Raw genomic sequence first — 21,753 nt, 5'->3', positions numbered from 1 at the left:
AAGATCGCCGACGCCGTCGAGTCCCAGGAAGCCCGCCTGGCGGAGATGGAAACCTTCGACACTGGCCTGCCGATCACCCAGGCCAAGGGCCAGGCCCTGCGCGCTGCAGAGAACTTCCGCTTCTTCGCGGACCTGATCGTCGCCCAGTTCGACGACGCGATGAAGGTCCCCGGCAGCCAGATCAACTACGTGAACCGCAAGCCGATCGGCGTCGCCGGCCTGATCACCCCGTGGAACACGCCGTTTATGCTCGAGTCCTGGAAGCTCGCCCCGGCCCTGGCCACCGGCAACACCGTGGTGCTCAAGCCGGCCGAGTTCACCCCGCTCTCCGCCTCCCTGTGGGCGGACATCTTCACCGAAGCCGGTGTGCCGGCCGGTGTGTTCAACCTGGTCAACGGCCTGGGCGAGGAAGCCGGCGACGCGCTGGTGAAGCACCCGGACGTTCCGCTGATCTCCTTCACCGGCGAAACCACCACCGGCCAGACCATCTTCCGCAACGCGGCGGAGAACCTGAAGGGCCTGTCCATGGAGCTCGGCGGCAAGAGCCCGTGCGTGATCTTCGCGGACGCGGACCTCGACGCCGCGATCGACTCCGCCCTGTTCGGCGTCTTCTCCCTCAACGGCGAGCGCTGCACCGCCGGATCCCGCATCCTGGTCGAGCGCCCGGTGTACGACGAGTTCTGCGAGCGCTACGCCGCCCGCGCCAAGAACATCGTGGTCGGAGACCCGCACGATCCGAAGACCCAGGTCGGCGCGCTGGTGCACCCCGAGCACTACAACAAGGTCGCCTCCTACGTGGAGATCGGCAAGACCGAAGGCCGCCTGCTGGCCGGCGGCGGCCGCCCCGAAGGCCTGGAAGAGGGCAACTACATTGCTCCCACCGTCTTCGCCGATGTGAAGCCGGACGCGCGGATCTTCCAGGAGGAGATCTTCGGCCCCGTCGTCGCGATCACCCCGTTCGACACCGACGCCGAGGCCCTGGAACTGGCCAACAACACCAAGTACGGCCTGGCCGCCTACATCTGGACCCAGGATCTGACCCGCGCGCACAACTTCGCGCAGGACACCGAGGCCGGCATGGTGTGGCTGAACAGCCACAACGTCCGCGACCTGCGCACCCCGTTCGGCGGCGTGAAGGCCTCCGGCCTCGGCCACGAAGGCGGCTACCGCTCGATCGACTTCTACACCGACCAGCAGGCCGTCCACATCACCCTCGGAACCGTCCACACCCCCAAATTCGGCGCCTAACCAGCCCACAGACGCTTAATCAGCCACAGACAGGACCCGGTCAGAGCAGACCGGCCCCGTAAGGAGAAACCATGAACGCCAACCCCAACCCGATCCCCACGCCGTCCATCGCTCCGCCGGACATCGTCCGCTGCGCCTACATGGAACTGGTGGTCACCGACCTGGCCAGGTCCCGCGAGTTCTACGTGGACGTCCTGGGCCTGCACGTCACCGAAGAGGATGAGAACGCGATCTACCTGCGTTCCCTCGAGGAGTTCATCCACCACAACCTGGTGCTGCGCAAGGGACCGGTCGCCGCCGTCGCCTCCTTTGCCTACCGCGTGCGCACCCCGGAAGACGTGGACGTCGCCGAGGCGTACTACAAGGAACTGGGCTGCCGCACCGAGCGCCGGGCCGAAGGCTTCACCAAGGGTGTAGGCGACTCCGTCCGAGTGGAGGATCCGCTGGGCTTCCCGTACGAGTTCTTCTACGCAGTCGATCACGTGGAACGCCTGACCCAGCGCTACGACCTGTACTCCGCCGGCGAGCTGGTCCGCCTGGACCACTTCAACCAGGTCACCCCCGACGTTCCCCGCGGCCGCGGCTACCTCGAGGACCTCGGCTTCCGCGTCTCCGAGGACATCAAGGACTCCGACGGCGTCACCTACGCCGCCTGGATGCACCGCAAGGACACCGTGCATGACACCGCCCTCACCGGCGGCGACGGCCCGCGCATGCACCACGTTGCCTTCGCGACGCACGAGAAGCACAACATCATCCAGATCTGCGACAAGATGGGCGCCCTGCGCATCTCCGACCGGATCGAGCGCGGCCCCGGCCGCCACGGCGTCTCCAACGCGTTCTACCTGTACATCCTGGATCCGGATGACCACCGCATCGAGATCTACACGCAGGATTACTACACCGGCGACCCGGACAACCCCACCGTCACCTGGGACGTGCACGACAACCAGCGCCGCGACTGGTGGGGCAACCCCGTGGTCCCGTCCTGGTACACCGAGGCCTCCCTGGTCCTGGACCTGGACGGCAACCCGCAGCAGGTGGTGGCCCGCACCGACTCCTCCGAAATGGAAGTGACCATCGGCGCTGACGGCTTCTCCTACACCCGCGGCGACGAGACCGACTTCAAGGTCGGCTCGCAGCTCTAGTTCCGCGCGGACAAACAGCCGGAGCACGACGGCGGGAGGGACGGCGGCTGGATTTCCGGCTGGCGTCCCTCCCGTGCTTCTGCTGCCGGTTTGGGATTTCGCTCCGGTCCGCGGTGGCAGCGATGTCCCAAACTGGCAGCGCGGGGGCCGGCGGCCAGCCTCAGAACTGGATCCCGCGGGACAGCCCGCCGTCCACCAGCACGTTCGCTCCGGTCATCCGCGACGCGCGCGGACTGGAGACGAAAACGACGACGTCGGCCACCTCCTGCGGTGTTCCCATCCGTCCGGTGGGGTTCAGTGCCAGGGACGAAGCGAACATGTCCGGGGCCCCCACTTCGAGTCCCTGCCACACCCCGCCGTCGAAATAGGTGTTACCCGGCGAGACGGTGTTGGCCCGGATCCCGGTGTCGGCGAGCTGGAACGCCAGCCCGGCCATGTAGCCGATCAGCGCGGACTTCACCGTGCCGTACGGGCCGGAGGCAAAGTCCACCTCGCGCCCCGAGACACTGGAAATGGCCACCAGCGACGGCGACTCGCTGCGGCCCACGTGCGGGACCGCCGCCTGCATCAGGCGAACTGTGCCCATCAGATCCACCCGGAGACTCGCCTCCCAGGACTCCGGTGTGTCCGGGATGGCCAGGGCGCTGACGTTGCTGACCACGGCATCCAGCCCGCCGAAGCGGCCGGCAACGGCTTCCACCCAGGCAGCCACGGCGTCGCCGTCGCCCACGTCCAGGACAGTGCCCTCAACCTTGACCCCGGTGCCGGCCTCGGCCAGGGCCGCCTCGGTGGCGGCGATCTCCTCCGCGTCCCGGGCGCAGAAGGCAACGTTCGCTCCCTCCGCGGCGAACGCCTCCACAATGGCCCGGCCAATGCCGCGGGTTCCCCCGGTGACCAGCGCCGTCTTGCCGTTCAACTGCAGGTCCATGATTCCTCCGGTTCAGGCCCGAGGGCCGCTTGGGTTCAGGCCCGGCGGGCTGGTGCAGCCCGCCGGAGTGTCCGGTGTTAGAGAAGTTCTGCGCTGCGGCGGCGGAGCTCGTCGTGGATGCCGTCGTAGGCGGACGCTGCGGGAAAGAGTGCCTTGGGCGCCTTCACCACCACGGAGTAGTTCGCGTCAACGGCATTGGCGATGGGCGCCAGCGCCGTCTGGGTGAGCAGCTGATAGGCGTCCATCTGGTGCAGGCCATAAAGCTCCCCCAGCCAGCGGACCATCTCCACCTGCCCGATCCGCCAGGAGTCCTCCATCGGCCGGGAGGATCCGACGGCCATCCAGGCGCCGTCGGTCTCCAGCCTCGGCCAGGCGGGGGCGCCGCCCTTCACCAGTTCCACAATGATCGTGGAGTGCATGGCCCCTTCCACGGCGGTGCCGCAGGCCTCGCCCTCGCCCTGCCGGTAGTGGCCGTCGCCAAGGGAGAAGAGCGCGCCGGGCTGGTTGATCCCGAGGTAGACGGTGGTCCCGGCTTTGACATCCGGAGCGTCCATGTTGCCGCCGAACCGTTCCGGCACCAGCGAGGAACGGACCTCCCCGCCAGGCGGAGCCACCCCCACGGTGCCGAGCATGGGCTCCAGCGGGAGCGCCAGCTCGAAGTCCCCGTACCGGGCCGAAAAGCCGACCGTCTGGCGGGCGGTGTCCACCTGGTAGATCCAGGTCTTGTCCGGCAGCGGATCCTGCAGCAGGGCGGTGCGGTCTGTGCCGGTCAGCCCGCCGAAGAACGGAATGGTCGCCGACGCTCCGTAATCCCGGGCCGGACGCAGGGCCGCGATATGCAGGACGAGCGTGTCCCCCGGCTCCGCGCCTTCTACATAAAACGGGCCGGTCTGCGGATTGACGAAATTCAGGTCCACCTTCTCGGCGGACATATCATCCACCGAGGTCAGTGCATTGTTGAACGCGTCCTCTGACCACAAGTTCAGCGCGGTTCCGGGTTTGACCCGCAGCACAGGTGCAGCTCCCCCGAAGGTATACACAAGCTGGTCCCGGCGCGGATGGTAGTCAACTGAATCCATGGCCGGATGCTATAGACCGATTCCCGGACCGGCAACAGGCGGTCCGGGAGGCGGACAACCGGCCAAACATACAGATGGGGCGGCGCAGAGGTGGAACCGCTGGGTTAGAACGGCTTGGTCGGGAGGTACTTTCCGTCCAGGGTGATCACGGCGCGTGAACCGCCGTCGGGGTCTTCAACCTTCTTGATGTCCAGCTTGAAGTTGATGGCGCTGATGATGCCGTCACCGAACTGCTCGTGCACCAGGGCCTTCAGCGTGGATCCGTAGATCTGCACCATTTCGTAGAAGCGGTAGATAGTGGGGTCCGTGGGGACTCCGCCGGGGATGCTGCCGCGCAGGGGGATGGTCTGCAGGATCATGCTGGCATCCGCATCGAGCCCCAGCTTCTCGGACACGATGTCCGCGGCTTCCTTGGGCAGCGCGTGCTGGCCCAGCAAAGCGGCGGTGACAAAGGCAAGGCTGAGGCCTGTACCGTCGGCCAGGTCCTGCCAGCTGAGGTTCGTGCGCATCTTGGCATCCACGATGGCGGCGGTCAGCTCTTCGCGCGGGCCCTGGCTGTTCTGGGAGTGAATCATGGGGTGTTCTTCCTTTTCTTTGTGGGGTGTGAGGGGAAAATCAGGCGGCCGGTGCGGTGGTGGCCGGTGCGGCGCTGCTCTGGGCGGCGCCGGCGGTGGCGCTGGCGCCGGGGTTTTGGGCCAGGGAAACAAAGTTTCCGCTGGCACCGTCCAGCGTGTCGATGGAGCCGGTTTCAATGTCATAGACCCAGCCGTGAAGGGTGACCCGGTGCTGATCCAGCGCCAGGGACACCGAGGGGTGGGTCTTGATGTTGTTCAGCTGGGCCAGGACGTTCCCGCGGACCATTCCGTCCAGCCGTTCGCTGTCTGACGCATGGGTGCGGGCCGCGTTAACAGCCTTGGCGGCATCGGCGTGGGCCAACCAGCCGGCTACGGCCGGCAGATGTCCCATATCGGCGTCGGAGGCGATGGCAGTCATGGCGCCGCAGTCGGAATGGCCGCAGATAATGATGTCTGTGACCCCCAGAACGGAGACCGCATATTCCACGCTGGCCGTGACGCCGCCGGGCTGAGGGCCGTTGGCGGGAACAATATTTCCGGCGTTGCGGATCACAAACAGGTCGCCGGGTTCCTGCTGGGTCAGCAGCTCCGGAACAACCCGGCTGTCGGAGCAGGCAATGAACAGGGCCTTGGGTTTCTGCGCAGTGGACAGTTCTTTGAAGAGCCCTGAGCGCTGGGGGAAAGCTTCCCTCTGGAATTTCAGAACGCCGTCGATGATCTCTTGCATGGGCCGTCTCCTTGTTGATTGTCGAACACCTCAAGACTGACTGAAATCAGCGATAGTGTCCAAGAATCACTTACGATGGTTTCAATAGAAAAAACCTATAGTTGGAGATGGAATGCTGCAGCAGATCCGTTACCTCACCGCGGTGGTGGAGTATGAGAACTTCACCCGGGCTGCGGAAGCCCTGCGCGTTTCGCAGCCCACGCTCTCCCAGCAGATCAAACAACTGGAAAAGCAGCTGAACGTCCAGCTGCTGGACAGGTCCGGGAGAACCGTGCGGCTGACGGACGCCGGTGAAAACTTCCTGGTCTACGCCCGGCGCGCACTGCAGGAGCTCGACGCCGGAACCCGGGCAGTGCACGATGTGCAGGACCTGAGCCGCGGTTCCCTGCGCCTGGCGGTGACGCCCACGTTCACCGCCTACCTGATTGGCCCGCTGATTGAGCGCTTCAATGTCCGCCACCCCGGGATCACCCTGAGCGTGCAGGAAATGACCCAGGACCGCATCGAGGCAGCGCTGGCCGCGGATGCCCTGGATCTGGGCATCGCGTTTGCCCCGGCACATTCTTCCGGGATTGAGGCGGAGGCCCTGTTTGTGGAAACTCTCGGACTGGTGGTGGGAAGCCACCACCGCCGCGCCGGTACGGCTGCGCCCATGGCCCTGCATGAGGTGGAACAGGAGCGTCTGGTGCTGCTCAGCAGTGACTTTGCCACCCGGCGGCATCTCGACGCGTATTTCCGGGACCACGGCATTGCTCCCCGCATAGTGATCGAGGCGGATTCCATCAGCGCAATCGTGGAAATTATCCGCCGGGGCCAGCTTGCCGCCCTGCTGCCCGAAGGTATTACCCGGACGCAGGCGGGGCTTCATCTGGTGGAACTGTCACCGGTCATACCGCACCGCACTGCTGCCCTGCTCCGGCGGGAGGGCGCCTACCAGAGTGCGGCCAGCCGCGCTTTTGGTGAGCTGGCACTGGCCTGGAGCCAGTCATCTGATGGGTCCGGCGGTTCCCTGGCCTCACCCTAGGGGCGTTCCCCGCCGCCTCCTCCGGCCGGCTTCACGCCGGGCACTGAGCACGCTCACTGCGGCCGATTTCTGCCCGGCGGCGCGGCACGTGCGTCGAGCCGGCGGACGGACTCCCGCACGGCGCCGTGCAGCATGATCTCCAGATCGCCAACCAAGCGGTACGGGTGTTCGGCCATGCCGTCCGCAACCCATCGCAGCACCACGGCAAGCACGGCAGAGGTGTAGAAGTCGACCACCATCACGCGGTCCTGCGGGCGGGCCGGTCCCCCGCCGTCCTGTTCCATCACGGCCTCGGTGACGGGCCGCATCTGCCGGAACAGGAAACGTTCAAGCCCCGGCTGGCCCACCCCGTTGAGCACCCCCAGCGTCGCTGAGCGGTTCTGGCGCATGTACAGCATCAACCGAACCAGCCCGTCGGCCCACCCCACTTCAGCGGCAAAGGCGCGGACCTGCCGGGCTACCTCGGTCTCAAAGACCCATGCGGCGAGGTGCCGCACATCGGGGAAGTGGTAATAGAACGCCTGCCGCGTCACACCGCAGTCGCGCGTGAGCTGCGTGACCGTCACCTTATCGAGGGGCTGGGTGCGAAGCCTGACCTTGAGCGCGGCTACCAGGGCCGCCCGTGCATCCGTATGACGCTGCGCCTCGGAGCCCTCACCGGTCATGCCCGACCGTACCACCGGGCCTCATTTGGACACATCGCCCCAGATGTCTAATGACCCATCATCCGGGCCTTTTCTACCGTGGAATCAGACGGCACGCATGCCGCGGGCCGCTAAGGAGAGGTCCCCCAAGATGTTCTTGTTCGAATCCATTCCCTGGTACTCCTGGGCGATGTTCGTCGTCGTCCTGGTTGCCCTCATCGCACTCAACGAGGTGACGCGACGCTGGAAGTGGGCCGGTCTGGCCTTCTTCGTGGCACTGCCCATCCTCCTGACCGTGTTCGTGTGGCCCTCGACGGCCGGAGAAGGGTCGTCCACAGGCACCTGGTTCCACTGGGTGAAGGTGTACTCGGCGCTCCTCGGGTGCCTGGGCTTTATGCTCATCCGCTACGTCCCGCGCCTGGCGAAGAACCGCTGGATGCTGATGTTCCCTGCGCTGATCCTGGCGATCAACATCGCCGAAGCTGTCATCCGCGACTTTGAGGTGGCTGGCCTGCAGGGCATGCACGACGGCGTCTTTATGGTCGGCGGTCCGTGGAACTACATGAACGCCATCGCCGGCATCCTGAACCTGCTCACCATCTGCGGCTGGACGGGCATCATCGTCTCCCGTGACAAGTCCAAGGACATGATCTGGCCGGACATGATGTGGTTCTGGATCATCGCCTACGACCTGTGGAACTTCGCCTATGTCTACAACTGCGTCGGCGACCACTCGTTCTACGCCGGAGCGGCCTTGCTCATCTCCTGCACCATCCCCGCGTTCTTCCTCAAGAAGGGCGCCTGGCTGCAGCACCGCGCCCACACGCTGGCGCTGTGGATGATGTTCACCATGGCGGTCCCGACTTTCGTGAGCACCTCACCGTTCGCCGTCGAGTCCTCCCACAACCCGACCGCACTGTTCGTCGTCTCGGCCATCTCGCTGGCTGCCAACATCGCGGTAGCGGTCTACCAGGTATTCACCATCGTCAAGCGGCACCGCAACCCGCTGCGCGACGAGCTGTACACCCACCTGCGCCCGTATCGGGAGGTGCGCGACGCGAATCTTCCGGGCGCGTCCTCGACTGTCCTGCCGGGGTCCCCGGAGTCGGGCCGAGCGGTCACCGTCTAGCCCGTTGCATGCCTCCGGCCCCGGCCGGAGGCGCATCGAACACCACACGCCGTGGTCGAGCTCATGTGCTCGGCCACGGCGCATCCGCAGGTGATTACATGGCCTCCCGGACCACTGCGGAATCCGGAATCTGTTCGAACGCAACCACCTTTCCGGCGTCCAGCCGCCACAGGTGCGCGACCCTGGCGGTGAAGTCCCGGCCGGTAACCCGGTTCACCCCGGAGTACGTGCCCACGCCGATGACGGTGTTGCCGGCGTCGAGGACCTCGTCAATCGAGACGGACCAGTCGGCCCACGTCTCGGGCAGCTTCTTGAATACCTGCTCGATCACCGCGTCCGGCCCGGTGAAGGTGCCTGCCAGCGGAAAACCCGCAGCCTCCGTCCACCGGATATCCGGGGCGAAGTCCGCAACCATACCGGCGAGGTCGCCGCGGTCCGACGCCGCATAGTGGGCATCGATAACATCCTTGTTCCTGCTCATGGCCTGTCTCCCTTCCTGGAGTTCCCTAGATCGGCTGCACATCGGGGTACCGGACCGAGCCCAGCGGGTAAATGTGCCCGCCGGCGCGTGAATGCTCGGATTGGCCCTGGCCGTTCAGGCCCAGGAAGATGCCGGTGGTCCGCAGGTCATAGCCCAGGTCATGCACCCAGACGCTGGCGACAGCAATTTTGAATTCGCGGAAACAGAACAGGTACAGGCCGTCCTCGAACTTCCACACCGTGGACAGGTCCACGTCCCCGTGGCCCCGCTGCACCCCCTGCAGGCACTGCCAGGCGTACCGCTCCGAGGACAGGTACACGTGTTCGTAGAGGTGGTACGGGCTGTACCGGTACACATTGCGCTGGCCGATGAGATCCCGCGACGGCCCAGGCACGTCTCCCGCCGCGTCAGCGCCCGTGGTGCCGGCCCAGAAGGTCTGCCGGACCTGCGGAACGCCCTCGGTTGCCTCGCCCTGGATCTGTGACCGCACCGCCATGGCGCGGTGCGAGGTGGTCGAGTACACCACCGTCAGCGCCTCGCCGTCGGCAAATCCGCAGAGCAGGTTCACGAAGTGGACATCGTCCCGGACCGCGACGGCGTCATACCGGTCCTCCACAAACCCGCCGGTATCGAGGTCCCCGCTGGCGTTCCAGCGGACCGACTCCCCGTCGAGGAACTCCAGGAACAGCTCCGGCCCGCCCTCCAGCACGACGGTCACCGTGGTTCCGCCCAGGTCCAGCGGCGGCAGCCGGTAGGTGTCGATTCCGGCGGCGAATTCGTCGTAGCTGCGCCACTGATCAGCGGGCGCAGCGGTGAGTCGATCAGTAGAGACCTTGGGCATGGACTTGCCTTTCGTTTGAAACGGGAATCGAGGTTGGATCCAGGAGGACTTTGAGCACATTCCCTTCCCGGGCTTCGATCACCCGGAAGGCTTCCGCGGCGTCTTCCAGGGGAAAGCTGTGGCTGATCAGGTCGGCGAACGGAAACCCGCCCCGGCTAAGCAGTTCCACCGACGGTTCGTACCCGCCGGCTGAAAGGAACGAGGGAAGAATGTCGATCTCCCGGGTCAGCAGCTCCTCGTCAGCGAGGAAGGTGACCGGGGCATTGCTTCCGCAGGCGCCGGCCAGCACCACCCGGCCGCCCCGGCGGACCAGCGAAACCGCCAGCTGCTGGGCCGCGGGCACTCCGGCGATCTCAATAACGACGTCGGCCAGCCCGCCAAAGTGGCTCTGCACTGCCGCTGCCGGATCCTCCAGCCGGGAGTTCACCGCCGCGGAGGCGCCAAAGGCGATCGCGTGGCGGAGCCTTTCGTCGCGGGTTCCGATCAGCATCACGTTGGCACCGGCGGCCCGCGCCGCGGCTGTTGCGAGCAGCCCGACGGGCCCCGGGCCGATCACAACCACCCGGTTTCCGGGCTCCACCCTGCCCCGGGCCAGGCAGCGGTAGGCGACTGCCAGGGGCTCCACCAGGGCCGCAATGTCCCAGTCCAGGTCCTCAGGCAGGACGTGGATGATGGCTTCTCCCGGTGCCATCAGGTACTCCGAGTAACCGCCCCACAGCCCCGGCAGCACCGTCTGCGGAATGTTGACGCCCAGCTGCCGGCCGCCGGGCTTTCCGGGCCCCGGATCGTCCTGCTCGCAAAGGTTGTACCGTCCCTCCCGGCACCTTTCACACGTCCGGCAGGGAACCAGCATCTCCACCGCAACCCGGTCCCCGACGGCGAGTGGGCGCGTCCGGGCCGCGTCCTCGCCCAGCGCTGCGACTTCACCGACGAATTCGTGCCCCGGGACCAGGGGAAACGGATCCCCGATATGCCCGGCCAGCAGGTGGAGGTCCGTTGCGCAGACCCCGACCCGGTGGATACGGACAAGCACCTCATCCTTCCCGGGCGGCGGCAGCTCCGTCTTGACGAGTTCCATCTCCCCCGGACGGGGAAAAACTACTTGGCGGCTGGCCGCAGGCAGAGAGTGTTGGGTCATGCCCCCATCATTGGCGAACGGCAGCTCAACGTATTGATTTAGCCAGCACAGGAGTTGTCTGTCCGTGCAGTGACCGGCCGCTGCTGGTCCGGGGCGTTCCGGAAGCGCTGGGCAGCCCCGGGGAACGGCCCAGCGCGGTGTGCCGCTCTTCGCTCGGCGAAATGCTGAACCGTGCCTTGTAAACCCGACTGAAATGGGCGGAGTCGAGGAATCCCCAGCGCGAAGAAATCTCGGTCACCGACTCGTGGCTGAACAGCGGATCCCGCAAATCCCGGCGGCAGTTTTCCAGGCGGCGGGCGCGGATCCAGGCCGAAACCGTTGTGCCCTGTTCATGGAAAATACCGTGCAAATGCCGGACGGAAATGAAATGCGCCGCAGCAATCTCCGCCGGACAAAGATCCGGCGAGGACAAATTGCCTTTGATGTAGGTCCGGATCTTTTCGAGCAGCACGTCCCGGGGGTTCACGGTGTCAGCGGATAGGTCCAGCTCGCTGCTCATCATGGCCGTAATCAGGTCCAGAGCACTGTAGGAAAGCCGGCTGGCCGCCGCGTCGCCCAACTGGTCCATGCTGTTGGCCAGCTGGATCAGGAAGGGGCTGATCAATGCCCCCGCTGCGGAGTCGCCGGACAGGCGGACGGCGGTCAACCGGCGCACCATGGATTCCGGAAGTCCCAGCAGTTTCTTGGGAAACCGCAGAACCACCAGCCGGACGTCCTCGCGGTGCGAGAGGTGGTACGGCCGGCTCGTGTCATAGACCGCGATGTCTCCGGGCTGCAGAATCGCCTCCCGGGAGTCCTGGGAGACCGCCTGCTCACCGGAGAGCAGCAGGCTGACCTTGTAGCTGTTGATGTCCCCCTGCGCGATCAGCGCCTGGGTCCGTTCGACGTTATGGCCGGCAGCGCAGATCTCGGAAACGCTTATCTCACCCAGGGAGCGGGTTTTGATCTGCCCGCCGAAAGTAAGGTGATGCGGGGAGCGGACTTTGAGCGGAACAAAGGACTTGAGAATCGAATCCTGGAATTCAGCGAGATTGCTGGATGTTATCTTTGTCGCAGATTTCATTTTCTCCATGCCTAAAGCCGCCACAGAAAACCACCTCCGAAAGAGTGAAGAACCACAACGTCGTCGTCCCGGTTCAAGTCCCAGACCATACCAGAGCACATCCCGGGGGTCATGGGGTGTCCAGGCCCGGTCAGCGCAGCCGGTAGGCCTGCTCCAGCAGCCTGGGTTCGGCGAGCAGATCTGCGGACGGTGCTTCCAGGACCACCCGCCCCTGGGCCAGCGCAAAGGCCTCGGTGGACAACCCCAGCGCCACCTGCGTGAACTGCTCGATCAACAGCACTCCCACCCCGTCCTCAGCGATCCTGCGCAGGGTGGGTATCAGCCGCCGGACCACAATGGGGGCCAGGCCCAGGGACATTTCGTCGATGACCAGGAACCGCGGCTGATGGACCAGGGCCTGCGCGATGGCAAGCATCTGCTGCTGCCCGCCGGAGAGGGACCCTGCCATCCGTGAGCCCAATGGGCTGAGCTCCTCGAACAGGCTGTGGACCCGGTCCAGCCCCTCCCGGCGCCCGGCGGCCGGAGACAGCAGCGAGGCCACCCGAAGGTTGTCAGCGACAGTGAGGTCCTTCAGCACCCGGTGCCCCTCCGGCACCGTGGCCAGGCCGGCGGCCCGGATCTCCGCGGGGCTCCTGCCGGTGATGTCCTTTCCGGCCAGGACCACGCTTCCCGCCGCCGGCCGGAGCACGCCGGCGAGCGCCAGCACCAGGGTGGACTTCCCGGCGCCGTTCGGACCCAGCAGGGACGTGATCACTCCCGGCTGGGCGGTGATGTCCACGCCGTGGACCACCTGGCGCCCACCGCGTTTGATCGTCAGGCCCGAGATGGCCAGGGCATCGGGGCTGCTCATGCGGCCTCCTCCGGTTCCACATCAGCCGTGCCAAGGTAGGCACGTTTCACTTCGGCTGATGCCAGCACCTCCAGGGTCGGCCCAAGGGCAATGCGTTTGCCGAAGTCCAGGACGGCGGTGGTGGAGCACACGGTGGAGACCAGGTCCATGTCGTGGTCAACCAGCACCACCAGGGCACCGAACTCTTCGGGGATCCGGGCGATCAGGTCCGTCAGATACTGGGTCTCGGCAACGTCCAGCCCGGCGGCCGGTTCGTCCAGGACCACGATCCGGGGCGAGCCGCAGACGGCCTTGGCCATTTCCACCAGCCTCCGTTCCATCATGGTCAGTTCAGACCCCGGCCGGGCCAATCCGGTGAGACCGGTAAACCGGATGGCTTTCTCCACCGACTCCCGGTCGCTGCCGGTGTGCTCGGACGCAACCAGGATGTTCTCCCACCCGCTGAGGGTGTGAATCACCTGTTCCTGCTGGAAGGTCCGCCGGAGGCCCCATTTGGCCCGTTTATAGGCGGAGAGTCCCAGCAGGTCGACACCGCCGGCCCGCACGCGGCCGCTGACCGGTGCCGCAAAACCGGACAGGACGTTGAAGAACGTCGTTTTGCCGGCTCCGTTGGGTCCGATCAGGCCGCAGACACCGGAGACGAACTCCAGCGAGACATCGTTCAGCGGCTTGACCCCGCCGAACTGAACGGTAAGGCCCTCCACGATCAGCTGATTGTCCGTGTTCATTCGGCGTGGCCCTTCCTGACGCGTTCCGGAGCGCCGGCGGTTTCCGGAGCACCGGCTTTTCCGGGGGTGCTGCCGGCTTCCCGTGCGGCGGTGGTTTCCAGGGCCGCCTGCGGGGACGGCAGCGGTTCCGGCGGTCCGGCCGCGGGCTCGGCGGGGGACGCCGGCTCCGCGGGATCCGCAGGCTCTGCGGGCTCGGCGGGCTCCGCGGAGGACGCTGGCTCCGGCCCCGGTTTTCGGCGAAGCCGCCGCGCCAGGCCCTCGAGCTGGCCGGCGATACCCTTTGGCGCCGTCGCAATGGTCTGGATCATTCCCAGCCCCAGCAGCACGAAGATCAGGTTCCCGTTGAGCCCGAAGCTGTCCAGCAGCGGCGGGACTCCCTGAAAGAACAGTCCGGCGATCACGGCGCCGGAGAGGCTGAACGCTCCCCCGATCAGCACTGTCGCGAACAACAGGATGGACTGCGAGGCCTTGAACGAAATGGGATCCAGGAAACCTGTGGTTCCCGCCAGCAGTCCACCCGCGAGCCCGGTGACGAACGACGCCAGGGCGAGCGCCCACAACCGGTAGCCGACGGTGTTCACCCCGGCGGCCAGGGCACCTGCCTCGCTCTGCCGCAGCGCAGCCCACGCACGGCCCGGCCTCCCGCGAAGGTGCCAGGCGAGAAGCGCAAAGCAGAGGACCGCGGCCACCACCACATAGCGGAAGTAGGCGGCGTCGTCGCCCCCGAGCACCGGCCGCGGCAGCGGCTGCTGCAGCACACCTCCCTCTGCTCGGCCCCGGAAACCGGTTCCGCCATTGGGAAAGCCCAGGTAGGTGAAAACGATTTCAAAGGCCCCGGCCAGCATCAGCGTGACAATTGCCAGGTTTAGGCCGGAGAGCCGCAGCGCCGGAAGCCCCACGAGCACCCCGATGACGGCGGTCCCCACAGCTGCCAGGAGAAGCAGCACCTCGAAGGGCAGGGACGTGGCATGCCCAATCCGCAGGGTGAGCCACCCTCCGACGCCCACCAAAGAGATCTGGCCCAGGGAAACCAGGCCAAGGCGGCCATAGAGCAGCGCGACGCCGGCGGCCACGATGGCGTAGATCGCCACCGACGTCAGTACCCGGGTCCAATAGGCTCCGGCCTGGGACGGACCCGCGATCAGTACGGCTCCGATGATGACCACCAGCGCGGCGTTCCTCCCGGTCAGCAGTTTTGCTGCCCCGGGGCTCAGCTGTTCACGGCTCATGCCGTCACCTCGATCTTGACCACTTTTTTGCGCTGCAGGTAAAGGATGACGATGGTGGCCACCACAAACGGCGTCGCATTGCTGAACGACGCCGTGGCCGGGTAGGCGGACGCGACGGCCTGCATCACCCCCACGATCAGTCCGCCGGCCAGGGTTCCGGCCAGGGAGTGGAACCTGCCGATCACCACGGCGGCCAGGATCGGGATGATCAGGAAGGTCAGGAACCCCGGTTCCAGCCGGGTCTGGCTGGCCAGCAGGATGCCGGAGAGCCCAGCAAGGGCACCCGAAACGGTCCAGGCCTGGAGCTCCACCCGGCGGACCGGCACCCCGAGCATCGCCGCGAGCTCACGGTCGCTGGCCAGGGCCCGCATTGACGCGCCGGTGGAGCTGGTCCGCAGGAACAGCGAGGTGCCGATCACCACAGCCAGGGCCAGGCCCAGGCAGACCAGCTGCGTCAGCGTCACCCGGGTATCAAAGACGGTGAAGCCCACGGTGTCTGTTGGGAGGCGGAGTGTCCGGGCCTTGTCATTCCAGAGGAAGAGCATCGTTCCCAGAATGACCAGGGCCAGCCCCAGCGTTGATGTTGCCTTCACGACTGTTGGCACGGAAGCGATGTAGGGGCCGGCCAGCCAGCCGAAGGCCAGCGAAAGCAGCGTCGCGCAGAGCACCCCGATGAGGTATGCCAGGACGGGCTGCAGCCGCATCTCCACCAGCTGCCAGGCCACCATCGCGGAGATCGCACCCAGAGCCCCGTAGCCCAGGTTGAGGACCCCGGTGGTGCGGTACAGCACCAGCATTCCCACCCCGCAGAGGGCAAAGAGGGCACCCGTGACAAGCCCGGCGACGATAAACGGAAGAATCATCTCAGTGGCCCATCTCCCCGGTAACCTGGCAGCCGGCTGCTAGTCAGCAAGCCCCAGCGCCTTTTCCTGCTCAAGGATCGGGGCCAGGGCCGGATCGTTGATTTCAATGCACTCGGAGAGCTTCTCGAACTTGCCCTCCTGGATGATCGCCATCCGTGAGGCGTGGTTGGCATTGTGGGCGTCCCCCTCGCCGAAGTACCAGGGGGAGCACAGCAGGTCGGAGGAGTAGTTGGTGACGCCGACCATTGCTTCGGAGACGGTCTCCCGGTTGATCTGCTCCACATCCAGCTCCAGCAGGGCGTCCGTGAAGATCTTCGCGGCCAGGAAGCCCGCCTGGCTGAAACTATCGCGGATGGCATCCGGGGCGTAGGCGTCCAGGACTGAGCGCCACAGTTCGTTGTCCTCGCCGTCGGCGTCCACGAACTGGAGCTCGGAGTTCACGATGAAACCGTCCCAGTAGCTGCCGATCTGCTCGCCGAACTGGGCGTCGTAGCAGGAGGCGGTGCAGGTCCACATCATGTCCCCACGGGCGTCCTGCTGTTCAGCGGCCGAAAGGATAGACGCGGCAATCGGAGCCGGATCGGCGATGTTCAGCGATGTGGCGCCGGAGGCCTTCAGCTTTTGGATCAAGGGCAGCCAGTTGCTTTCGGCCGGGTCGCTGAGTTCCTCGCCGACAATTTCGATGCCGTTGGCAGCCGCATAGTCGTTGATGCCGGCAGCAACCCAGTCACCGTTGCCCTGGGTGTTCAGGCCCACGGTGAAGAAGCGGTCGGCATAACCTTCGCCTTCCAGATACTGCAGGGAGGCGATCGCACTGAGCCGGGGGCCGGTGTTAATCGGCGCGATGTTGGAGGACTCGAAGCAGGCCTGGGGCACACCCACCCCGGTGATGGAGTAGAGGCCCGCCTTCACGTACTCGGCGTTGGCGACGTCGCAGCCCACGAACGTGGCATCGCCGACCAGGCCAACAATGTCCGGGTTGGCCGCAAAGCCGGAGGCAATCTGGGCCGTTTTCCCGGGATCGAGGGCATCGTCCTCGAACTTGTAGTCGATGGGACGGCCGTTGATCCCGCCATTCTCATTCACGCAGTCGAAGTAGGCGGCCGCTGCCACCGGCGAGGAGGAGAAGTCGACGCCGCCGGACGCCGTCGCGACGGCCCGCACCACAATCGGTTCGCCGGAGGCGGCTTCGCCGTTGGCCATACCGCACTGCAGTTCTGTCTTCTCGGTGCCGCCCTGAGCGTTACTGGCGCCTTCCTCCTCCGGCACGCAGGCGCTCACGCTGAAGGCCAGCGCAAGCGCGGAACAGGCGGCGAGTGAAACCCGGATCCATTGTGATGCCATGTCGTACCCCTTTGTACTGTTGCACTGGTGCCGGCGGTTCATCCCCAGGTGCGTCCGTGCCCGGCCGGCCGAGTGGACTCTAAGACCAAGGATGGCCGTGGGCCCGGACTTCCACTTGTGCGCGAGTGAAAGCAACTTGTCTTTAGGCGCACAATCGGACTTCCCGGTGCAGGCCAAGTAAGCTTTTTGAACTATCACCCCGGGAATCCGGCCCGGCAATTTCCCGCGTTGGCCGGTCCCACCCCCAAGGAGGAACTGTGACGCTGGTCGACAACGCGGTGTACGTGGACGGTCAGCGCCTGCACAGCCCCCAGACGCTCGAGGAGACCTTCGAGCTCACCCGCGAGACCGGCGGCATGGCCTGGATCGGGCTGTACCGCCCGGACAGTGTGGAGCTGCTGGCCGTGGCCGAAGAATTCGGCCTGAACCTGCTGAGCGTTGAAGATGCACTGGCCCTCCACCAGCGCTCCAAGCTGGAGCAGTATGGTGACCAGCTGTTTGTGGTGCTCCGCCCGGCCCGCTACCTGGACGACGTCGAACGCGTGGAACTAGGTGAGCTGCACCTGTTTGTGGGACCGAACTTCGTGGTGACGGTGCGGCACGCGGAATCCCCGGACCTGGCCCGGGTCCGCAAGCGGATGGAACAGGATGAGGCGCTGCTGGCCCTCGGCCCGCACGCCGTGCTGTACGCGATCCTGGACCAGGTGGTGGACGAATACGCTCCGGTGGCCATCGGCCTGGAGAACGACATCGATGAGATAGAGGATGAGCTGTTCGGCGGAGATGCTGAAGTCTCCCGCCGGATCTACGAACTCTCCCGCGAGGTGATCGCCTGCCAGCGGGCCATCACCCCGCTGGAATCCGTGGTGGGCGAGCTGCAGCGCAACCCCGGCGGCTACGGCATGCCGGATGAGCTGCGTGACAACCTCGGCGACGTGCTGGACCACGTCCTGCGGCTCACCGACCGGATCTCCTCCTACCGTGCCCTGCTGGACAACGCCCTGCAGCTGAGCTCCACCCTGGCGTCCAACCGGCTGGCGGAAACCTCCGTGGCACAGAATGAGCAGACCAAGAAAATCTCCGCCTGGGCCGCCATCCTTTTTGCGCCTACCCTTGTGGGCACGGTGTACGGAATGAACTTCGAGAACATGCCCGAGCTCAACTGGGAGCTCGGCTACCCCATGGCCCTCGGCCTCATGGTCGTGCTGGGCATCATGCTTTACGCCGCGTTCAAGCGGAACAACTGGCTCTAGGAGGCCCCGATATGCGTCCCCGTTACCTCATCCTCGCCCTGGCACTTGCACTGGGCCTTTCCGCCTGCGCCACCGACGCCGGCTCAGGCTCCACCGGTTCGGAACCGCCGTCGTCCAAGCCCTCCACTGAAGCACCTGCCGCCTCCGCCGAGGGTGTGGAAGGCACCTGGGGAAACCCGGACAACATGCGCGAACCGTCCCTGAACCTCGGTTCCGACGGCCGGATCAGCGGAACGGACGGCTGCAACCGCCTGATGGGCAGCTGGACGTTCGAGGACGGCACGGTTCACTTCTCCGAAATGGGCATGACCATGATGGCCTGCCCCGACGTCGACCAGTGGCTCGGCGGCGCCGTCACCGCCGTGCCGGAAGCTGACACGCTCCGGATTTACGACGGCGCGGGTAAGGAAATCGGTACCCTCACCCGGTAGCGCCCTCCTGCGCGGCAGCGCCCCGGGCTGCTCCCAGGGCGGCAGCGCCCCAGGCTGCTCCGGGCGGCCGCGCCGCCGGTTCGGCGGTCGGCAGCTCAGGCGGCGCTGATGACCCGGTTCCGGCCCGCAAAAAGGCACGTCACCGCGAGGACCGCCATGATGGCTGCCGCTGCCAGCAGCGGCAGCGTCCAGTCCCCCCTCAGCTCCCGCAGACCGCCGAACATGACCGGGCCCATCGCGCCCAGGGTGTAGCCGACAGACTGCGCCATACCGGAGAGCGACGCTGCCTGGGGGTAGTTCACGCTCCGCAGGCTGAACAGGGACAGGGCGATCACAATGAGGCTGCCGCATCCGATGGAGCCGAGCAGGACCCACAGCAGTGTCAGGTCCGGCGCCACAGCCAGTCCGAGGAACGTCACCACCATCAGCGCGCCGCTGACGAAGGAAATGAGCCGCTGATCCGTTCCCCGGTGCAGCAGGCTTCCGGCGGCGAGGCTGGCGAAGACGTTGACCAGGAGAAAAACGGACAGGTGGATGCCGGCTGTGGTGGCGGAAACCCCGTGATCCTGCTCGATGGTGGGCAGCCAGGCCATAAGGACGTAGAACGCGACCGACTGCAGCCCCATAAAGAGCGTCACCTGCCAGCCCAAGGCCGATCCCCACGGCGACCGGTAGGCTTCCTCCGCTTCTGCGGGCGCCTGCCGGGTGCCGGCGTCGGACGGCCCGCGGCGCAGCCAGGGCAGCAGGACGGCCATCGCGATGAGCGCGACACCCACCCAGATCCCGAGGGCCAGCCGCCATCCCGCCGGGGAGGTCTGGGCCACCGGAACGACGACGGCGGCACCGAGCGCGGCGACCCCGGCCTGCACCGCGGTGTATTTGCCCGTGATCTGGCTGACCTTGAGGGGAAAGTCCCGCTTTACCAGCGATGGCACCAGAACGTTGAGGAAGGCGATGGCCAGCCCGATCATTGCGGTGCCGGCCCAGATGAACCCGGGCACCGGCAGGGAGCGGAGCACGATGCCTGCGGCGAGGATGAGCAGGGACACCCACATGGTCCGGTCGAGGCCGAGCCGGGCGGCCACACCGGGAGCCATCGGTGAGAAGACCGCAAACGCGATCAGTGGAAGGCCGGTCAGGAACCCGGCTGCGGTGGTGCTCAGATCCAGGTCGGCGCTGATGTTTGACAGGACCGGGCCAACGCTGACGAACGATCCCCGAAGGTTGGCAGCAATCAGCAGGACGCCGATGAAGGCGAACCCGAACCGTGCAGTGCGTTCCTGCCGTTGTACTTGCCGGGAGGTACCGAGCATCGTTGCGTCCTTCCATCCATCGGAAAAGCCCGCACCCTGAACCGCCGCTGGCGTCAGCGCAGGCTAAACGTCCATGTCTATCATGTTGCTTCGCTGGAATCCGGCAGGGCGTTGGGCTGCGGCCAGCCACCGCGGCCAACACCCGGCCGGGACCCCTTGCCGCAGACAGAAGACCGGCCCCTTGACGCTCCAAGGGGCCGGTCCTCTGTTCTTTACTGCGTTTTTACTGTGAGGTTTTTACCGGGGGCAGAAAGCGGACTGGTTAGCCAGCCTTCGGAGCCCGGTGGGACTCCTCGACGCCAAGATCGGCGCCCTTGGTTTCCTTGACCATGGTCACTGCCACGAAGGAGATGACGCAGAGAACCATGATGTAGATGCCGATCGAGCCGGACCAGCCGGTCGCGTTCAGCAGCATCTCGGCAATCATGGGCGCAAATGCGCCGCCCAGGATGGCACCGAGCGCGTAGCCGATGGAGACGCCGGAGTAGCGGACGCGGGCCGGGAACATTTCGGCGTACAGGGCGGACTGCGGACCGTAGGACAGACCAAGGCCGATGGTCAGCACGAAGATCGAGAGGCCGAACAGGAAGATGTTGGCGGTGTCGATCAGCAGGAACATCGGAATAGCCCACAGGAACACCCAGGCATAGCCAATCTGGAAGGTGCGGATACGGCCGATCTTGTCGGAGAGCATACCGCCGTACATGGTGAAGATCAGCCAGCCGAAGGAACCGACCGTGGTTGCCAGCAGTACTGCCGGACGCTCCATGCCCAGGGCCTTGCCTGCGTAGGAGGCGAAGAACGCGATGACCAGGTAACCGGCAGCGTTGTTGGCGATGAAGATCAGTGCGGCCAGGATAACTTCGCGGGAGTTGTACTTGAACAGCTGGCCCAGCGGAGCGGAGGACTCCTTCTTGCGCTGCTGCATCTCCTTGAAAACCGGGCTCTCATCGACCGAGCGGCGGATGAAGTAGCCCACGAAGATCAGGACCACGGAGAACAGGAACGGGATACGCCAGCCCCACTCCAGGAAGGCCTCTTCGCTGAGGGTGCTGGAGATGACAAACATAACGAACGTCGCCAGGATCATGCCGACCGGAACACCGATCTGCGGGTAGGCGCCGAAGAAGCCGCGCTTGTTCACGGGTGCGTGCTCAACGGAGAGCAGGGCAGCACCGCCCCATTCGCCACCGGCGGAGAAGCCCTGCAGGATACGCAGGACCAGCAGCAGGATCGGGGCAGCAACGCCGATCTGCGCGTAGGTCGGGAGCACACCGATCAAGGCCGTGGCGGCACCCATCATGATGAGGGTGAACACAAGCATCTGCTTGCGGCCGAGCTTGTCGCCCAGGTGGCCGGCGACGATGGCGCCCAGCGGACGGAACAGGAAGCTGATGCCGATGGAGGCGAAGGAGACAATCTGCGCCAGGGCAGTGCCCTCACCTACCGGTGCGAAGTAGAGGGTGGCCAGGACAAAGCCGGCAGCCTGGGCGTAGATGAAGAAGTCGTACCACTCAATGGTGGTACCAACCAGGGTGCCCGCAAGTACCTTGCGTTCCTCCCGGCTCATCCGCTGGGACGGCTCAGCAGACGCGCTTTTTGTAGTCATTGAAACTCCGTTGTTTAAGGCCTGGACAGTATTAACTGAAAGAACGGTCGGTAACCAGTCGCCCAAAGATACCGTTAACTGTGATGGACGACACAGCTTTTTCTTTTT

At 65.8% G+C, this 21,753-nt stretch carries 22 protein-coding genes; 6 read left to right on the top strand and 16 right to left on the bottom strand.

Annotation, left to right across the window (positions count from 1 at the left end; translation table 11 throughout):
- The coding region (locus AL3_RS14355; RefSeq protein ID WP_066302282.1) for an aldehyde dehydrogenase at positions 1 to 1,248 on the top strand (1,248 nt) is incomplete at its 5' end.
- Positions 1,249 to 1,319: 71 nt separating this feature from the next.
- Positions 1,320 to 2,396 (top strand): 3,4-dihydroxyphenylacetate 2,3-dioxygenase, encoded by a 1,077-nt coding sequence (gene hpaD / locus AL3_RS14350; protein ID WP_066302280.1) that lies wholly within the window; start codon positions 1,320 to 1,322, stop codon positions 2,394 to 2,396.
- 160 nt (positions 2,397 to 2,556) lie between these two features.
- Here the strand turns inward: hpaD and AL3_RS14345 are convergent, their stop codons facing one another.
- The 4 genes from AL3_RS14345 to AL3_RS14330 all read right to left on the bottom strand — a co-directional run bounded on the left by AL3_RS14345 (position 2,557) and on the right by AL3_RS14330 (position 5,705).
- Positions 2,557 to 3,324: an SDR family NAD(P)-dependent oxidoreductase gene (locus AL3_RS14345; RefSeq protein ID WP_066302278.1), complete on the bottom strand. Its 768-nt coding sequence runs from the start codon at positions 3,322 to 3,324 to the stop codon at positions 2,557 to 2,559.
- A 77-nt stretch (positions 3,325 to 3,401) separates the two neighbouring features.
- A complete protein-coding gene (locus AL3_RS14340; RefSeq protein ID WP_066302276.1) occupies positions 3,402 to 4,403 on the bottom strand; it encodes an acetamidase/formamidase family protein in 1,002 nt (333 codons plus the stop codon).
- Between the two features lie 104 nt (positions 4,404 to 4,507).
- Positions 4,508 to 4,978 carry a cyanase gene (gene cynS, locus AL3_RS14335; RefSeq protein ID WP_066302274.1) on the bottom strand — a complete coding sequence of 157 codons (471 nt, stop codon included), beginning with the start codon at positions 4,976 to 4,978 and terminating at the stop codon, positions 4,508 to 4,510.
- A 40-nt stretch (positions 4,979 to 5,018) separates the two neighbouring features.
- Complete coding sequence (locus AL3_RS14330) at positions 5,019 to 5,705, bottom strand: carbonic anhydrase (RefSeq protein WP_066302273.1); 687 nt, start codon at positions 5,703 to 5,705, stop codon at positions 5,019 to 5,021.
- 112 nt (positions 5,706 to 5,817) lie between these two features.
- Between AL3_RS14330 and cynR the strand changes: the two genes are divergently transcribed.
- A complete protein-coding gene (cynR, locus tag AL3_RS14325) occupies positions 5,818 to 6,729 on the top strand; it encodes a transcriptional regulator CynR (RefSeq protein ID WP_066302272.1) in 912 nt (303 codons plus the stop codon).
- Between the two features lie 53 nt (positions 6,730 to 6,782).
- Here cynR and AL3_RS14320 read toward each other — a convergent pair whose 3' ends face one another.
- Positions 6,783 to 7,409: a TetR/AcrR family transcriptional regulator gene (locus AL3_RS14320; protein ID WP_246168384.1), complete on the bottom strand. Its 627-nt coding sequence runs from the start codon at positions 7,407 to 7,409 to the stop codon at positions 6,783 to 6,785.
- A gap of 115 nt (positions 7,410 to 7,524) precedes the next feature.
- On the opposite strand from AL3_RS14320, the gene AL3_RS14315 reads away from it, so the two are divergent.
- On the top strand, positions 7,525 to 8,502 hold the full coding sequence (locus AL3_RS14315) for a DUF5692 family protein (protein ID WP_066302270.1): 978 nt from the start codon (positions 7,525 to 7,527) through the stop codon (positions 8,500 to 8,502).
- 94 nt (positions 8,503 to 8,596) lie between these two features.
- Here AL3_RS14315 and AL3_RS14310 read toward each other — a convergent pair whose 3' ends face one another.
- The 9 genes from AL3_RS14310 to AL3_RS14270 all read right to left on the bottom strand — a co-directional run bounded on the left by AL3_RS14310 (position 8,597) and on the right by AL3_RS14270 (position 17,039).
- Positions 8,597 to 8,983, bottom strand: coding sequence for a nuclear transport factor 2 family protein (locus AL3_RS14310; RefSeq protein ID WP_066302268.1), 387 nt, complete (start codon positions 8,981 to 8,983; stop codon positions 8,597 to 8,599).
- A gap of 25 nt (positions 8,984 to 9,008) precedes the next feature.
- Complete coding sequence (locus AL3_RS14305) at positions 9,009 to 9,824, bottom strand: MoaF C-terminal domain-containing protein (protein WP_066302266.1); 816 nt, start codon at positions 9,822 to 9,824, stop codon at positions 9,009 to 9,011.
- The gene (locus AL3_RS14300) at positions 9,805 to 10,962 is read right to left on the bottom strand and encodes a zinc-dependent alcohol dehydrogenase (RefSeq protein WP_083521765.1); all 1,158 of its coding nucleotides are present in this window, start codon (positions 10,960 to 10,962) and stop codon (positions 9,805 to 9,807) included. Before AL3_RS14300 ends, AL3_RS14305 begins: the two co-directional genes overlap by 20 nt.
- Positions 10,963 to 10,987: 25 nt before the next feature.
- Positions 10,988 to 12,025 (bottom strand): AraC-like ligand-binding domain-containing protein, encoded by a 1,038-nt coding sequence (locus tag AL3_RS14295; protein WP_246168383.1) that lies wholly within the window; start codon positions 12,023 to 12,025, stop codon positions 10,988 to 10,990.
- A gap of 130 nt (positions 12,026 to 12,155) precedes the next feature.
- Positions 12,156 to 12,875, bottom strand: coding sequence for an ABC transporter ATP-binding protein (locus AL3_RS14290; RefSeq protein WP_066302262.1), 720 nt, complete (start codon positions 12,873 to 12,875; stop codon positions 12,156 to 12,158).
- On the bottom strand, positions 12,872 to 13,603 hold the full coding sequence (locus AL3_RS14285; protein ID WP_066302261.1) for an ABC transporter ATP-binding protein: 732 nt from the start codon (positions 13,601 to 13,603) through the stop codon (positions 12,872 to 12,874). The genes AL3_RS14290 and AL3_RS14285 overlap by 4 nt, the downstream gene beginning before the upstream one ends.
- Entirely contained in the window at positions 13,600 to 14,832 is a 1,233-nt protein-coding gene (locus AL3_RS14280; RefSeq protein WP_066302256.1) for a branched-chain amino acid ABC transporter permease, read from the bottom strand. Before AL3_RS14280 ends, AL3_RS14285 begins: the two co-directional genes overlap by 4 nt.
- Complete coding sequence (locus AL3_RS14275; RefSeq protein ID WP_066302255.1) at positions 14,829 to 15,695, bottom strand: branched-chain amino acid ABC transporter permease; 867 nt, start codon at positions 15,693 to 15,695, stop codon at positions 14,829 to 14,831. Before AL3_RS14275 ends, AL3_RS14280 begins: the two co-directional genes overlap by 4 nt.
- Positions 15,696 to 15,734: 39 nt before the next feature.
- Positions 15,735 to 17,039 (bottom strand): ABC transporter substrate-binding protein, encoded by a 1,305-nt coding sequence (locus tag AL3_RS14270; RefSeq protein ID WP_066302254.1) that lies wholly within the window; start codon positions 17,037 to 17,039, stop codon positions 15,735 to 15,737.
- 257 nt (positions 17,040 to 17,296) lie between these two features.
- Between AL3_RS14270 and corA the strand changes: the two genes are divergently transcribed.
- Both corA and AL3_RS14260 read left to right on the top strand, forming a co-directional pair.
- A complete protein-coding gene (corA, locus tag AL3_RS14265; RefSeq protein WP_066302252.1) occupies positions 17,297 to 18,292 on the top strand; it encodes a magnesium/cobalt transporter CorA in 996 nt (331 codons plus the stop codon).
- 11 nt (positions 18,293 to 18,303) lie between these two features.
- Complete coding sequence (locus tag AL3_RS14260) at positions 18,304 to 18,723, top strand: META domain-containing protein (RefSeq protein WP_083521762.1); 420 nt, start codon at positions 18,304 to 18,306, stop codon at positions 18,721 to 18,723.
- A 95-nt stretch (positions 18,724 to 18,818) separates the two neighbouring features.
- Here the strand turns inward: AL3_RS14260 and AL3_RS14255 are convergent, their stop codons facing one another.
- Both AL3_RS14255 and AL3_RS14250 read right to left on the bottom strand, forming a co-directional pair.
- Positions 18,819 to 20,036, bottom strand: coding sequence for a CynX/NimT family MFS transporter (locus AL3_RS14255; protein WP_066302250.1), 1,218 nt, complete (start codon positions 20,034 to 20,036; stop codon positions 18,819 to 18,821).
- 262 nt (positions 20,037 to 20,298) lie between these two features.
- Positions 20,299 to 21,645, bottom strand: coding sequence for an MFS transporter (locus tag AL3_RS14250; protein WP_066302248.1), 1,347 nt, complete (start codon positions 21,643 to 21,645; stop codon positions 20,299 to 20,301).
- Between the last annotated feature and the right edge of the window lie 108 nt (positions 21,646 to 21,753).

Source organism: Arthrobacter luteolus NBRC 107841 (assembly GCF_001552075.1).
GTDB lineage: Bacteria > Actinomycetota > Actinomycetes > Actinomycetales > Micrococcaceae > Arthrobacter_B > Arthrobacter_B luteolus.
Note: the sequence above shows the minus strand (reverse complement) of the source record. Positions and strands in the feature narration are given on the sequence as shown.

What these genes read in the sequence shown, in the direction of transcription:
- AL3_RS14330 (WP_066302273.1), bottom strand. Translation starts at nt 5,705, where the DNA reads ATGCAAGAGATCATCGACGGCGTTCTGAAATTCCAGAGGGAAGCTTTC.
- cynS (WP_066302274.1), bottom strand. Translation starts at nt 4,978, where the DNA reads ATGATTCACTCCCAGAACAGCCAGGGCCCGCGCGAAGAGCTGACCGCC.
- AL3_RS14295 (WP_246168383.1), bottom strand. Translation starts at nt 12,025, where the DNA reads ATGAAATCTGCGACAAAGATAACATCCAGCAATCTCGCTGAATTCCAG.
- AL3_RS14345 (WP_066302278.1), bottom strand. Translation starts at nt 3,324, where the DNA reads ATGGACCTGCAGTTGAACGGCAAGACGGCGCTGGTCACCGGGGGAACC.
- AL3_RS14250 (WP_066302248.1), bottom strand. Translation starts at nt 21,645, where the DNA reads ATGACTACAAAAAGCGCGTCTGCTGAGCCGTCCCAGCGGATGAGCCGG.
- AL3_RS14260 (WP_083521762.1), top strand. Translation starts at nt 18,304, where the DNA reads ATGCGTCCCCGTTACCTCATCCTCGCCCTGGCACTTGCACTGGGCCTT.
- AL3_RS14340 (WP_066302276.1), bottom strand. Translation starts at nt 4,403, where the DNA reads ATGGATTCAGTTGACTACCATCCGCGCCGGGACCAGCTTGTGTATACC.
- AL3_RS14310 (WP_066302268.1), bottom strand. Translation starts at nt 8,983, where the DNA reads ATGAGCAGGAACAAGGATGTTATCGATGCCCACTATGCGGCGTCGGAC.
- AL3_RS14285 (WP_066302261.1), bottom strand. Translation starts at nt 13,603, where the DNA reads ATGAACACGGACAATCAGCTGATCGTGGAGGGCCTTACCGTTCAGTTC.
- AL3_RS14305 (WP_066302266.1), bottom strand. Translation starts at nt 9,824, where the DNA reads ATGCCCAAGGTCTCTACTGATCGACTCACCGCTGCGCCCGCTGATCAG.
- AL3_RS14275 (WP_066302255.1), bottom strand. Translation starts at nt 15,695, where the DNA reads ATGATTCTTCCGTTTATCGTCGCCGGGCTTGTCACGGGTGCCCTCTTT.
- AL3_RS14315 (WP_066302270.1), top strand. Translation starts at nt 7,525, where the DNA reads ATGTTCTTGTTCGAATCCATTCCCTGGTACTCCTGGGCGATGTTCGTC.
- AL3_RS14255 (WP_066302250.1), bottom strand. Translation starts at nt 20,036, where the DNA reads ATGCTCGGTACCTCCCGGCAAGTACAACGGCAGGAACGCACTGCACGG.
- AL3_RS14300 (WP_083521765.1), bottom strand. Translation starts at nt 10,962, where the DNA reads ATGACCCAACACTCTCTGCCTGCGGCCAGCCGCCAAGTAGTTTTTCCC.
- cynR (WP_066302272.1), top strand. Translation starts at nt 5,818, where the DNA reads ATGCTGCAGCAGATCCGTTACCTCACCGCGGTGGTGGAGTATGAGAAC.
- AL3_RS14270 (WP_066302254.1), bottom strand. Translation starts at nt 17,039, where the DNA reads ATGGCATCACAATGGATCCGGGTTTCACTCGCCGCCTGTTCCGCGCTT.
- AL3_RS14280 (WP_066302256.1), bottom strand. Translation starts at nt 14,832, where the DNA reads ATGAGCCGTGAACAGCTGAGCCCCGGGGCAGCAAAACTGCTGACCGGG.
- AL3_RS14290 (WP_066302262.1), bottom strand. Translation starts at nt 12,875, where the DNA reads ATGAGCAGCCCCGATGCCCTGGCCATCTCGGGCCTGACGATCAAACGC.
- hpaD (WP_066302280.1), top strand. Translation starts at nt 1,320, where the DNA reads ATGAACGCCAACCCCAACCCGATCCCCACGCCGTCCATCGCTCCGCCG.